Consider the following 12,911-nt stretch of genomic DNA (forward strand, 5'->3'; position numbering starts at 1 on the left):
GCTCCACCACCAGCGGCAGCTCCGCCGAGGCGGTGACCAGCTCCCGCAGCGGATACCGGGCCAGCACCCCGTCCACCTCCGGCGCCAGCGCCGCCGCCAGCCGGGCCGCGACCGGCAGGGAGTCGTCCCCCAGGGCCCTTGCCGCCGCCCGCACCGTCCGCCGGGCCCGTCCGGCGGGCACCGCGGCGGCGGCCCGCTCGTACAGCAGGGCGCCCTCCTCCAGGACGAGTCCCGTGTCGATCCCGGCGGGGATCTTGATCCGGGCGTGGTGCCGCCAGGTGGTGACCGGGTCGCTCCAGGCCTCCACCCGGTACGTCCACCGGCCCGGAGCGCCGGGTATGACCTCGGCGCCCCAGCGGTCGGTGCCGGGCGCCAGCTCCCGCATCGGCGTCCACGGACCGGTCCGGCCCTGCGGATCCGTCAGGACCACGTCGGCCGCGACCGCGTCGTGCCCCTCCCGGAACACCGTGGCCGAGACCTCGAAGGCCTCGCCCGCCACCGCCTTCGCGGGGCGGCCGCCGCCTTCGACGGCGGGGCGGACATCCCGTACCGGGATGCGGCCGACGGCCGTGGGCGACGCCTTCATGGTTTCACCTCCGTGGTGCTCGGTGCCCGGGCCGGACCCGCGAGGGGCCGTGCCCGGCCGATCGGTCCCCCCTCCGGCTGCTGCATCCCTGCCGTGAACCGCTGTCCGGCCGGCGGACCGCGCCGGCTCACGCCGGCCTGCCGGAGCCGGGCGGACCGGTGTCCGGGTTGCTGCACCTGGCCGGTGGCCCCCTCCCGCGAACAGGTGAACAGGCCGCTGTGCAGATAGTCCTCGGCGGCCTCCACCGCCTCCCTGGCGCACCGCTCGCCCATCAGCACGCACAGCGTGTAGCCCGAGTCCTCGAAGTTGCCCCGGGCCGTGCGGTCGGCCGGCGCCGCCAGCATCACGCGCTCCCAGGCCCGGTAACGCTCCAGGTGCCGGGCGACCTCGCTCCTCGCGGGCAGCAGCATGGCTCGTCACCTTCCACGCGGACGACGGGGCACGGCCGCCCGGGAGGCCGGGCGGCGATCGTGCACGAGAGGGGGCCGGTCCCTCGCGGGTCCGGGTCTCACTCATGGTGCACGGGCGGCGACCCACCGTCTTGTTGGGGATTCAACGAGCCTGTCGCGAGCCCGTGGCGAGTCCGGCGCGGGCTCGCCACGGGCTCAGATGTCGCTCGTGTTGCACGAATGGCCTACCGATTCCACGCTGGAGTGACTCAGAAGCGATCAACGCTCACGTTGTGTCCCGGAGTCCGGTCCGCGAGGACGAGGACGGGCGGGAGCCTCGCCGGTGAGGAGTCGACGACGATGAAGACCGCAGTGCCCTGCTACTACCACCTGGACGTGAACGTCAGCCCGGAACGGGTCGGCCAGGTCAGCCGCATTCTCGCCGCTCACCTGCGGTTCTGGGACCTGGAGACCCTCGTCGGGCCCGTCTGCCACGGCGCGGAGCTGCTGCTGCGCGCGATCGACGAACACGCCGCGGACAAGAGCACGTCGATCGAGATGTGGTGGAACCACCAGCATCTGATCACCGCAGTCGGGAAGAAGGACCGGAGCCTGCGCCCCGACCAGGACCTGCGGACCTGCCTCACCCTCATCGCCGCGCTGAGCGACGGCTGGGGCTGCTGCGCCACGGCCGACGGCGGCACGGTCATCTGGTTCTCGCAGCGGGCCCGGGCGGGCGAGGGCGTGCCCCTCGTCCCGACGACGCCCGAACCCCAGGCGCGGGAGTCCCGCGACGAGCCCCGCGCCGAGCGGGGCCCCGTGCTCGCCACCGCGGCGCTCCTCACCCCCGGCGCACCGGACGCCCCGGACGGCCCGGGGGAGGCGCGGTGACGGCACGGCCGACGGCGACGGGCCGGGCCGGGCGGAGAACGCCCGCGTGGAGCGGGCACCCCTACCCGCTGGGGGCCTCCCACGACGGCGACGGCACCAACTTCGCGCTGTTCAGCGAGGTCGCCGAGCGGGTGGACCTGGTCCTCCTCGACGACGACGGCACCTCACGGTCCGTACGGCTGACCGAGGTCGACGGCTTCGTGTGGCACTGCCGGCTGCCCGGAGTGGGGCCGGGACAGCGGTACGGCTACCGGGTGCACGGCCCGTGGGACCCGTCCGCCGGCCACCGCTGCAACCCGCGCAAACTGCTCCTGGACCCGTACACCAGGGCGGTGGACGGGCAGGTCGACAACCACGCCTCGCTCTTCGAGCGCAATCCCGCCGGTCCGTCCCCGGCCGACAGTGCCGGGCACACCATGCTGGGCGTGGTCACCGACCCGGCCTTCGACTGGGGCGACGACCGGCCGCCGCGGCGGCCGTACGCCGACACCGTGATCTACGAGGCGCACGTGCGCGGGCTGACCCGGGCCCACCCCGACGTCCCGCCCGGACTGCGCGGCACGTACGCGGGACTCGCCCATCCGGCGGTCCTGGACCACCTCGTCTCGCTGGGCGTGACGGCCGTCGAGCTGATGCCCGTGCACCAGTACGTCCAGGACGGTCACCTGCGGAGCCGCGGCCTGTCGAACTACTGGGGCTACAACACGATCGGCTTCTTCGCCCCGCACCACGACTACGCCGCCCGCGGCACCCGCGGCGAACAGGTCACCGAGTTCAAGTCCATGGTCAAGGCGCTGCACGCGGCCGGGCTCGAGGTCATCCTCGACGTGGTCTACAACCACACCGCCGAGGGCAACGAGAGGGGACCCACGCTCTCCTTCCGCGGCATCGACAACGCCTCCTACTACCGCCTGGTGGACGGCGACTGGGCGCACTACTACGACACCACCGGCACCGGGAACTCCCTGCTGATGCGTCACCCGTACGTCCTGCAGCTCATCATGGACTCGCTGCGGTACTGGGTGACCGAGATGCACGTCGACGGGTTCCGCTTCGACCTCGCGGCCACCCTGGCCCGGCAGTTCCACGAGGTGGACCGGCTGTCGGCGTTCTTCGACCTGATCCAGCAGGACCCCGTGATCAGCAGGGTCAAGCTGATCGCCGAACCCTGGGACGTCGGCGAGGGCGGCTACCAGGTGGGCAACTTCCCGCCCCTGTGGTCCGAGTGGAACGGCAGGTACCGCGACGCCGTACGGGACTTCTGGCGTGGCGAGCCGCACACGCTGGGCGAGTTCGCCTGCCGGCTGTCCGGCTCGCCCGACCTGTACGAGCACAGCCGGCGCCGTCCGCGCGCGAGCGTCAACTTCGTCACGGCGCACGACGGGTTCACCCTGCGCGACCTGGTCTCGTACAACGACAAGCACAACGAGGCCAACGGCGAGGGCAACCGGGACGGCGAGAGCGACAACCGGTCCTGGAACTGCGGCGCCGAGGGCGCGACGCGCGACGCGGCGGTACTGGAGCTGCGCGCCCGCCAGCAGCGCAACCTCCTGGCCACCCTCTTCCTGTCGCAGGGCATCCCGATGCTCCTCCACGGCGACGAGCTGGGCCGCACCCAGCGCGGCAACAACAACGCCTACTGCCAGGACAACGAGGTCTCCTGGACCGACTGGCGGCTGACGGAGGAGCAGCACGCGCTGCTGGAGTTCACCCGCGGCCTCGTCGCCCTGCGGGCCGCGCACCCGGTGCTGCGCCGGCGGCGCTGGTTCCGTGGGACCGCCGACACGACGGTCCCTGCCTCGCGGGCCAAGGAGCCGCTGCCCGACCTGGTGTGGCTGCTCCCGGACGCCCGGGAGATGACGGAGGCGGACTGGCGGCGCGGCGACGCCCGCGCGGTCACCGCGTTCCTGAACGGCGACGCCATCGCGGAACGCGACGCGTACGGGCAGCGGATCGTCGGCGACTCGCTGCTGCTGTTGCTGAACGGCCACTGGGAGGCGACGGTGTTCCGGCTGCCGGACGCCTCCTTCGGCGAGCGCTGGACGACCCGCGTCGACACGGCGGACCCGCGGGGCGCCTGGGACGAGGTGGAGCACAAGGCGGCAACGGACCTCACGGTCGAGGCACGCGCCCTGGTGCTGCTGTCGCGGCCGTCCCGGCGGGCGAGGCGCCGTTAGGCCCGGGCCCCCCGGCCCGCTTCCAGGGAGCGCGGCCGGGGGCGGCCCGGACGCCCGCCTCAGCCCGCGTCCGCGCGCGGGGTCACCGTGAAGTGCGCTCCGTCGGGGTCGCAGAGCACGGCCTCGGTCTCGTTCTGCCGCAGGACGCTGCCGCCGTGCTCCTCGGCGGCCTTCGCGCAGGCGGACACGTCGGGCACCGCGAAGTGGACCTGCCAGTGCGGCCGGATCGTCGGGTCGGGCGCCTCCTCCAGCGCCCCGGAGCTGATCCGCGCCATGACGTCCCCCTCGCTGCGCAGCACGACCTGGTCGCCCTCGTACGTCACCTGGCAGTGGCCGGGGAGGTCCGAGGCCCAGTCCAGCACCTGGCCGTAGAAGATGGCGGCCTCGAAGGCGTCCCGCGTGTGCAGCCCGACGTAGGCGGGGGCGACCCGGCGCCAGGCCTCCCAGTCGGTGACGAGCTCGCCCTCCCAGACCCCGAAGGCGGCCCCGTCGCGGTCGGCGAGCAGGGCCGCCCGGCCGGGCGGGAAGGACAGGGGCCCGACCGCCGCCGTGCCGCCGCGCTCCCGCACCCGGGAGACGGCCTCGTCCGCGCTCCGCACGGCGAAGTAGGACGTCCAGACGACGGGCATCGGCCATTCGGGGGACTCGTCGGCGATGCCCGCCACGGGTGCCCCGTCCGCCAGCGCGATCCGGAAGCGTTCGCCGAGTCTCGTGGCCCGCCACTCCCACCCGAGGACGGCCTGGTAGAAGCTCGTCGCCGCGCCGAGGTCGCGGCTGGTCAGGCTCACCCAGCAGGGGGCGCCGACCACGGCGTGGCTGGTGGGAGCGGTGTGACCGGCGTCCTCTGGATGTGCGTGCGGTGCGTGTGGTGCGTCGTTCATTCGGTACCTCCGGGGAGACCCCGCCTCGCGGGCGGGGGAGGAAGCGGAACCCTCGCGGAGCAGGGCGGGAGACGTCGCGTCGCCGCCGGGCGATGCGCCCGCCCCGACATCCCGCAGGCTTTCACAAGCGGGCGGAGTAGTCCGTGAGCCATGGCCAGTGAGGTGAGGCGGCGCCCGGGCGCGCGGCACGTGCCGCGCACGGCCCCCTGGCCCCCGGGCCGGTGGCATCGGCCGGCGGGGCGGGGGCGGGACATCGGCGGAGCACTCCGGGAGGGCGGTCGGCGACGGGCGTGGCGGGCCGGGTCGGCCGGTGGAGCCTGCCGAGTACCCCGGCGAAGCCGCCGAAACGACGGTCGGACGATCTTCGTGCCTCCCGGGTCCGGGCCCCGTGCCGGCCGGGCCGCCGGCACGGCAGGGAGGAGGGTGTCGCCCCGGGCCGTTCCCACGGGACGGGGTGCCGGGTTAGGGTCACGGCAAGAGGGATCTTGTACGGAGGTGCCCGGAATGGAGCAGAGCGCGACAGTACGGCGGGGCCGACCGCCGGGCGTGCGTTCCGTGGAGGGGAAGCTGACGCGGCGTCAGGAGGCGATCGTCCGGTTCATCCGCGACGAGGTGCACCGGCGCGGCTATCCGCCGTCGATGCGGGAGATCGGCCGCGCGGTGGACCTGGCGAGCACCTCGTCGGTCGCCCACCAGCTGATGGTGCTCGAACGCAAGGGCGTCCTGTACCGGGATCCGCACCGGCCGCGCGCCTACCGGGTGCGCTCCCCGCGCGTGCCCGTGCCGGCCGCGCGTGCCGAGCCGCCGGTCGAGGTGCCGCTCGTGGGCCGGATCGCCGCCGGCGCGCCGCTGCTCGCCCAGGAGATGGTCGAGGACGTCTACCTGCTGCCCCGGCAACTGGTCGGCGAGGGCGAACTGTTCGCGCTCACGGTCTCCGGCGACAGCATGGTCGAGGCGGCGATCTGCGACGGGGACGTGGTCACCGTACGGCGCCAGGACAGCGCCGACCACGGTGACATCGTCGCGGCGCTCATCGAGGACGAGGCCACGGTCAAGCAGCTCCGCCGCCGGGACGGCCAGGTGTGGCTGATGCCCCGCAACCCGGCGTACGAGCCGATCCCAGGCGGCGAGGCGGTCATCCTCGGCAAGGTCGTGAGCGTCCTGCGGCAGCTGTGACGCCGTCCGTACGGGCACGCGCCGTACGGACGGCGGCAGGCACGGGTGGCATGGAAAGGCCCCGGCCGGACGGGGGGAACCGGCCGGGGCCCGCGAAGGGGTGACTGCGGAGGGCGGTCGCCTCGCGGCGGAAGGCTCCATGGGGCTTCAGCCGGACGATCGTCCCCATGGGCGGAAGGTGAGGCCCGGGGACACTGTCCCCTCCGCGGTCACATGGAGCACAACGGCGGACCGCGCGGCTTTGTTCCGCGGCGGCCGCCGCGGCGCGTGTGAGGTGGGACACCTACGGGCGCGGCGTCACACCACTGCCTCACCCGGGTGGTGGGTGCCGGCCGGGACGCCTAGTAATGGGGAGATGAGTTCGCGTGCCGCGTTACGGGGGCGCAGGGACGGCGGCACCCTTCCCAGGGAGCGAGCATGACCACCAGCTCTACATCACCGAGTTCGAACCAGTCCGGGATACCCGACACGGACACGGTTCCGGTCGGCCCGCCGGTCACCGGCGCGCCGCCCGTGGCGACACCACCACCCGCGGGCGCGAGACCACCGGACCGCGGCCCCGAGGCCGCCGGCGATCCCGGCCCGCCGCACGGGGGCCCGGTCGACGGCCTGGTCCGCGCCGCCGTCGCCGAACGGCCGCTGGAGGAGGTCGTCCAGCTCATCACGCTGCTGGCGGAGTCACCCGAGTACGCGCAGGCCACGGTCGACGCCCTGCGCGCGGTGGGGGTGAACCGGTCCGTGGAGGACGTCACGCGGCTGGTGGCCCTGCTGACGCGGCCCCCACGGGACCCGGAGAGCGCCGACGAGGCGATCCGCGCCGCGGCCGAGTGCCGGCCGGTGGAGGAGGTGACACGGCTGATGGCCCTGCTGCACCGCACCCGGGTGGAACCGCACTGCAACGAGGAGGCGGTGCGCGCCGCCGCCACCGGCCGGTCGGTCGAGGAACTCGTCCAGCTCATCGGGCGGCTGGACGAGGAGCGGGCGGCGCACCCGGACGAGGAGGCGTATGCGGAGACGTCCGCGGCCGGGCCGGCGGGGACACGACCGGCTGACGGCGAGCCCGCCGACCCCTTCGACACGGCCGCGGTCTCCTTCGGTGACGACGACTTCCACGACGACCTCTTCGAGGAGGACATCTTCGGCACCGGCCCCTTCACCCCCGGCCGTCCGGCGGGGTCCGCCGCCACCCGGCCGGCGCCGGCCGACGACCGCGGGGCCGACGACCGCAGGACAGGCGCACGGGGCCGTCCGGCCGGCCGCCGCGGGCCGGGCCGTGGCTCGGCGCGGCGGGGCGCGGCCCGCGGCGAGCGAGGCCACCCGCCGGGCCGTGGCGCCGGGCCGGACCGTGACACCGGCGCCCCCGCCTGGCCGAACCGGCTCGCCGTGGTGGCGCTGGCCGCGTGCGGTCTCGCCCACTTCCCGCTGCAGCGCGACGGCGCGTCCTTGAGCGCCTACGGCTTCGCCTTCGGCATGTCGTCCGTGTGTGTCCTGCTGGCCCTGCTCCTGGCGCTGCGGCCCAGCCAGCCGGTGCTCGTCCTGGGCGCCGGGGCACCGGCCGGACTGGTCGCCGCGCACGTCCTGGAGGGCCCGCTGCGTTCCCCCGGCCTGTCCCGGGCACTGGACCTCGGGGCCGCGCCACCCGGGATCGGCGCCGTGGCGGCGGTGGCCACCGTCATGGCGGCGCTGCTGGCGCTGCTCGTCCTGCTGGCGGTGCGGCAGGCCCCGGTCCGGAGACGCCCGAGACCACCCGCGAGGACGCGGGGACACCGGCCACCGGAATGACCTCCCCGTCCGCCGCACGGCCACCCGGCCCGGCGCGGCCGGTGACCGCCGGTGTCAGCCGTCGGTGCCGCCCGTGGAGCACACCCGTTCGGCGACCTGCCGCAGTTTGACGTTCTTCTCCTGCGAGTAGGTGCGCAGTACGTCGAAGGCCTGTTCCTCGGTGAGGCCGTGGCGTCCCATCAGGATGCCCATGGCCTCACCGATGGTGTGCCGGGTGGCGAGCGCCTCGCGCATCTGGGCGTCGGTGCGCGCACTGGAGAACGCGACCGCCGCGTGGGAGGCCAGCATCCACCCCGCGGTCTCGCTGGCCTCGCCGAACGCCCCCCGCGCGCGGGAGTACATGTCGAGCGCGCCCAGGTCCTCGTCCTCGGTGAACAGCAGGAACCCCATCATGCTGCCGAGGCCGAGGCCGTCGGCGTACGACAGGTAGACGGGCCAGCGCGCGGCCTCCGCGGCGAAGTCGGCGATCCGGAAGAGCCGCCTCCCGCCGGCCCGTCGCGCCGCGTCGAAGCACGGCCCCTCGCCGGCCCGCTCCTGCAGGCGGTCGCTGTCCACGACGACCTGCTCGGTGGCCGCCAGCGTCCGCACCCGCCGGTCGTGCAGGACGAGGATGCCGGCGGCGTCGCATCCCTCGACCAGTTCCACCGCCGAGGCGGTGATCCGTTCCAGGGTCGCGTCGAGCGACTCCTGCGCGAGCAGGTCACGCGCCATGGTCGCCATCTGGGTGGCGAACAAACGCCAGTCCATCGTCCCTCTCCGCTGCCGCGGTGCGGGCCCGGCCCGTTCCGCGGCCCGCCTCGTACGACGTGTTCCAGCCTCCGGAAAGGTCACTCGGGCCGCGGCACACCGGTTCGGCCCGCTCCGGGCAGTACCGTTTCAGCGCCCGGTGCGGACCAGCAGCAGCGCCACGTCGTCGTCGGGTTCCGGGCGCAGGGCGCTCAGCAGGAGGTCGCCGGTCTCCTCCAGGGAGGGCCCGGCGTTCTGCAGCAGCCGGGTCAGCGCGGTCAGACCGGTGTCGATGGGTTCGCCCCGGTTCTCGACCAGGCCGTCGGTGTAGAGGACGAGCAGGGAGCCGGGCGGGAGGGCGACCTCCACCGTGCCGAAGCCGACCCCGCCGACCCCGCCGACGCCGAGCGGCACACCGTCGGGGAGGTCGAGGAGCTCCGCGGCGCCGCCGGGCCGGACCAGGACCGGCGGCAGATGACCGGCGCCGGCCAGCGCGCAGCTGCCCCGGCCGCGGTCGTACACCGCGTAGACACAGGTGGCGATCGCGTCGCCGAGGGAACGGGTGATGTCGTCGAGGTGCCGCAGCAGCTCGGCCGGCGGCAGGTCGAGGCGGGCCAGCGCACGGGTGGCGGAACTGAGCTGCCCCATGATCGCGGCGGCCTGGACGCCCTTGCCCATCACGTCCCCCACCACGAGCCCGGTCCGCCCCGGCCCCAGCGGCAGGACGTCGTACCAGTCGCCGCCGACCTCGCTGAGCGCGGGCCGGTAGCGGGCGGCGATGTCGAGTCCCGCCTGCTGCTCCGGCACGCGCGGCAGCAGGCTGCGCTGGAGGGTGAGGGCGGTGGCCCGCTCCCGCCCGTACAGGCGGGCGTTGTCGACGCAGATCGCGGCGCGCGCGGCGAGCTCGCAGGCGAGCAGGCGGTCCTGCTCGTCGAAGGGACGCTCGTTGACGGTGCGGTACAGGCTGAGCGTGCCCAGCACCTGGCCGCGGGCCATCAGCGGCAGCGCCAGGTACGAGTGCACGCCCGCCGCACGGAGGGTGCGGGCGGCCCGGGTGTCCCGGGCGATGCGCCGCAGCACCGGCCCCTCCACCCGCTCCACCAGGATCGGCCGGGCCTCGCGCACGCACCGGGTGATGAGCCGGGAGGCACCGTAGGTGGCCAGCTCGCCCACCGGGTCCGCGGCGTGGATGGCCTGGGTGGGGTACCCGGCGGCGACGGCCAGCGCGCGGAACTCGGCATGGGCGCCCTTGGTCACGGGGCGGATGGTGCCGTGGGCCACCACGGACTCCAGGACGTCGACGGCCGCCAGGTCGGCCAGGTGCGGCACGGTCACCTCGGCCAGTTCGCGCGCCGTCCGGTGCAGGTCGAGGGTGCTGCCGATGCGTACCCCGGCGTCCGCGATCACCGACAGGCGGCGGCGCGCCTCGGCCGCCTCGGCCGCCGCGCGCTGGCGGCCGGTGACGTCCAGCACGGCCACGGCCAGCCCGAGCACCCGGCCGTCCGCGTCCTCGATGCGGTGGTACGACTCCGAGTACGCGCGGTCCTGGGCGTCCGCCGCCGTCCGGCCCACGCTCTGCTGGTCCAGGAGCGGCCGTCCGGTGGTCAGGACCTGCCGCATGCGCTGCTCGATGAGGCCGGCGTCCAGGCCCGTCAGGACCTCTCCGACGCGGCGGCCGAGCACCGACTCCTCGGGCACGCCGTTGATCCGCTCCAGCGCGGGGTTGACGCCCACCCAGCGCAGCTCCGTGTCGAAGACGGCGATGCCCACCGGAGTCTGCTCGACCAGGCTGTGGGAGAGGGCGACGTCCCGCTCCACGTCGCGCACCGCGGCCGCGTCCGCGGCGAGGCACAGCAGGTGCGGCAGGCCCCGGCCGTCGAAGAGGCGCATGGTGCGGAACTCCACGGCGCGTGCCGTGCCGTCCCGGTGCAGCAGCGGCAGGACCCCCGCCCAGCGGGCGCCCGACCGGACCCGGGCGAACAGCTCCCGGGCGCGCGGCCGGTCGGCGGGCGCCACCAGGAGCGTGTCGGCGCGCTGGTGCAGTGCCTCCTGCGCCGGGTAGCCGAGCAATTGCTCGATCTCGGGGCTCCACAGGACGATGAGGCCGTCGGCGTCCAGCACCACGGCCGCCACGCGCAGCAGGTCCAGCAGTCCGCCGGACGCCGCGGTGACCTCGTCGCCGATGGCGTCGCCGGCGCCGGCGGCTCGGACGGCCTCGACGGCGTTGCCGTCGCTGCCGTCCCGGGAATCACTGGTCGCGTACCCGTGCATGCGAGTGGCTCCTTCCGGCCCCCGGGGAACCGGCACCTCCAAGATCCGTCACACGGGTCATCCGATTACGGCACAGCGCGGCCGGGAGGGCAATACCGTGGCGCGAACGAATCGAACACCGCACGGTGCGCCGGGAGACGGCGGGCCGGAACCCGGTGCCGGGGAGCGGAGACGAGCGACGAGCGGTTCGGCCCGCGCGACGCGGACTTCGGGACGCTCGACCGGTTCGCGCGCACCGCGGGAGGGTGACCCGCGGTGCGCCGGCGACGGCTCAGGCGGCGGTGCCGAGTTCCGGCCGGGCCGCCGGGCCGCGTTCCCCGGCGGGCCGGAACCCGGTGCCGGGGAGCGGAGACGAGCGACGAGCGGTTCGGCCCGCGCGACGCGGACTTCGGGACGCCCGACCGGTTCGCGCGCACCGCGGGAGGGTGACCCGCGGTGCGCCGGCGACGGCTCAGGCGGCGGTGCCGAGTTCCGGCCGGGCCGCCGGGCCGCGTTCCCCGGCGGGCAGGAGCACGGGCGCGACGGTCCGGCGCCGGTGCAGCAGGGAACCCGCCGCGATCGCACCCGCGACGACCAGCCCGCCGGCCACCAGGGCGCCGCGGGCACCGGCCCACTCCATGAGCAGGCCGAGCGCCGGCGGGCCCGCGAGACCCCATGCCTTGCTGATGCTTCCCCACACGCCGAGCACGCGGCCCCGCAGGTGGGCGGGCGGGTCGGTCTGGAGCACGGTCGTCCCCGCCGTGTCGGACACGGTCTCCGCCACGGCCATGGGGAGCACGAGCAGCAGCAGGACGGCGAGCGACGGCGACAGCCCCGCCACCACCTGCAGCAGGCCGCCCGTGGCCGCGAGGAGACCCACGAGCCGTACGGAGGGACGGCGCAGCCGGGCCCCGAGGACGGCACCGACGATGCCGCCGACGGCGAGCACGGTGGAAACGGTGCCGAACTGCTCCGCGTCGCCGGCCAGCGGCCCGGTGACGAGCACGGCGAGCGTGAGCCCGTAGTTGCGGCCGAAGACGGCGCTGATCCCGGTGACACCGGCCAGCGCCAGCAGCCGCGGGCGGCGCAGGAAGAAGACCAGGCCCTGCCGCACGGTCAGGTCATGACCCGGGCCCCGCTCGTCCCGGGTCCTTTGCCGCGTACGGGAGCGGACGGCCGCCGTGTGCACCGGGCGCAGGAACGGGATGACCGCGGTGACGAAGAGGAAGGACAGCCCGTTGGCGGCGTAGGCGGCCGCCGTGCCGAGGAAGCCGACCGCCACGCCGGCCAGGGCGGTACCGGCGAGCCGCCCCGCGTTGCTCACCAGCGAGCCCACACCGATGGCGGAGGGGACGTCCTCCGGGCGGACGAGATCGTTGCCGAGCAGCGCGCAGGCGGGGGAGTCGACGGTGGCGACGACGCCGGTGACCGCGGCCAGGACCAGCAGCACGGGCAGGTTCATACCGCCGGTGGCGACGAGCGCGGCCGTCGCGAAGGCGACCAGGCCGAGCAGGGCCTGGCTGACCGCGGCCGTCGTCCTCCGGGGCCAGCGGTCGACGGCCGCACCGCCCAGCAGGCTGATGAGCAGGGCGGGCGCGGCCTGGACGGACACCGACAGACCCGCGGCCGCCGCGGACCCGGTGATCTCCAGGACCAGCAGGTTCTGCACCGTGAGCTGCATCCAGGTGCCGGCGTTCGACACGAGGTTCGCCAGGGACCACCAGCGCATGCTGCGGTACCTCAGGGAACGCCACGGGGAGCGGGAGCCCTGCGCGGACGCGGCGGCAGGGGGAGGCGCGGGGGGAGAAGACATGGTGCGGCGACTCGGGGGAGGTGAGCGGTCCGGAGGGACCGGAGCGGGGCACCGGTGGAGGCTGGAGGACCGGCTGCGCTGCGCGACCGCTCCACCGGGGATGTCGGGCCGTGCCGCCGGAGGACATGCCGTACGCGAGGGGCGTGGGAACCGTCCGGGGCACCGCGCCGACCATGGTGGCAGACGGGACTCGTGAGTCCCCGCCGCCGCCGTCCCCGGCCGCCCGCGGCCGGTCCCAAC

Annotated in this window: 9 protein-coding genes and 1 pseudogene; 4 read left to right on the forward strand and 6 right to left on the reverse strand. The window is 75.2% G+C overall.

What is annotated here, in order from left to right; translation table 11 throughout:
* A partial coding sequence (locus tag IEZ04_RS25000) for a maltotransferase domain-containing protein (RefSeq protein WP_189219199.1) occupies positions 1 to 586 on the reverse strand: 586 nt, incomplete at its 3' end.
* 220 nt (positions 587 to 806) lie between these two features.
* Positions 807 to 996, reverse strand: a pseudogene (locus IEZ04_RS35145) (DUF5133 domain-containing protein); the annotation flags it as partial.
* 339 nt (positions 997 to 1,335) lie between these two features.
* On the opposite strand from IEZ04_RS35145, the gene IEZ04_RS25010 reads away from it, so the two are divergent.
* On the forward strand, positions 1,336 to 1,866 hold the full coding sequence (locus IEZ04_RS25010; RefSeq protein ID WP_189219201.1) for a pep a2: 531 nt from the start codon (positions 1,336 to 1,338) through the stop codon (positions 1,864 to 1,866).
* The gene (gene glgX, locus IEZ04_RS25015) at positions 1,863 to 4,043 is read left to right on the forward strand and encodes a glycogen debranching protein GlgX (RefSeq protein ID WP_189219202.1); all 2,181 of its coding nucleotides are present in this window, start codon (positions 1,863 to 1,865) and stop codon (positions 4,041 to 4,043) included. Before IEZ04_RS25010 ends, glgX begins: the two co-directional genes overlap by 4 nt.
* A gap of 59 nt (positions 4,044 to 4,102) precedes the next feature.
* Here glgX and IEZ04_RS25020 read toward each other — a convergent pair whose 3' ends face one another.
* Positions 4,103 to 4,924 (reverse strand): VOC family protein, encoded by an 822-nt coding sequence (locus IEZ04_RS25020; protein ID WP_189219203.1) that lies wholly within the window; start codon positions 4,922 to 4,924, stop codon positions 4,103 to 4,105.
* Positions 4,925 to 5,428: 504 nt separating this feature from the next.
* Here IEZ04_RS25020 and lexA point away from each other — a divergent pair.
* A complete protein-coding gene (gene lexA, locus IEZ04_RS25025) occupies positions 5,429 to 6,100 on the forward strand; it encodes a transcriptional repressor LexA (protein WP_189219204.1) in 672 nt (223 codons plus the stop codon).
* Positions 6,101 to 6,517: 417 nt separating this feature from the next.
* Entirely contained in the window at positions 6,518 to 7,882 is a 1,365-nt protein-coding gene (locus IEZ04_RS25030; protein ID WP_189219205.1) for a hypothetical protein, read from the forward strand.
* Between the two features lie 54 nt (positions 7,883 to 7,936).
* On the opposite strand, the gene IEZ04_RS25035 is transcribed toward IEZ04_RS25030, so the two are convergent.
* The 3 genes from IEZ04_RS25035 to IEZ04_RS25045 form a co-directional block, all read right to left on the reverse strand.
* Positions 7,937 to 8,629, reverse strand: coding sequence for a GAF and ANTAR domain-containing protein (locus tag IEZ04_RS25035; protein ID WP_189219206.1), 693 nt, complete (start codon positions 8,627 to 8,629; stop codon positions 7,937 to 7,939).
* A gap of 129 nt (positions 8,630 to 8,758) precedes the next feature.
* Positions 8,759 to 10,879 carry a SpoIIE family protein phosphatase gene (locus IEZ04_RS25040; RefSeq protein ID WP_189219207.1) on the reverse strand — a complete coding sequence of 707 codons (2,121 nt, stop codon included), beginning with the start codon at positions 10,877 to 10,879 and terminating at the stop codon, positions 8,759 to 8,761.
* 451 nt (positions 10,880 to 11,330) lie between these two features.
* The gene (locus tag IEZ04_RS25045; protein WP_229821258.1) at positions 11,331 to 12,587 is read right to left on the reverse strand and encodes an MFS transporter; all 1,257 of its coding nucleotides are present in this window, start codon (positions 12,585 to 12,587) and stop codon (positions 11,331 to 11,333) included.
* Positions 12,588 to 12,911 lie beyond the last annotated feature (324 nt).

The organism is Streptomyces ruber (genome assembly GCF_014648075.1).
Classification (GTDB): domain Bacteria; phylum Actinomycetota; class Actinomycetes; order Streptomycetales; family Streptomycetaceae; genus Streptomyces; species Streptomyces ruber.

Bases quoted from the DNA above. Each gene is read 5' to 3' on its own strand.
- IEZ04_RS25010 (WP_189219201.1), top strand. From the start codon at position 1,336: ATGAAGACCGCAGTGCCCTGCTACTACCACCTGGACGTGAACGTCAGC.
- IEZ04_RS25020 (WP_189219203.1), bottom strand. From the start codon at position 4,924: ATGAACGACGCACCACACGCACCGCACGCACATCCAGAGGACGCCGGT.
- lexA (WP_189219204.1), top strand. From the start codon at position 5,429: ATGGAGCAGAGCGCGACAGTACGGCGGGGCCGACCGCCGGGCGTGCGT.
- IEZ04_RS25030 (WP_189219205.1), top strand. From the start codon at position 6,518: ATGACCACCAGCTCTACATCACCGAGTTCGAACCAGTCCGGGATACCC.
- IEZ04_RS25035 (WP_189219206.1), bottom strand. From the start codon at position 8,629: ATGGACTGGCGTTTGTTCGCCACCCAGATGGCGACCATGGCGCGTGAC.
- IEZ04_RS25040 (WP_189219207.1), bottom strand. From the start codon at position 10,879: ATGCACGGGTACGCGACCAGTGATTCCCGGGACGGCAGCGACGGCAAC.
- IEZ04_RS25045 (WP_229821258.1), bottom strand. From the start codon at position 12,587: ATGCGCTGGTGGTCCCTGGCGAACCTCGTGTCGAACGCCGGCACCTGG.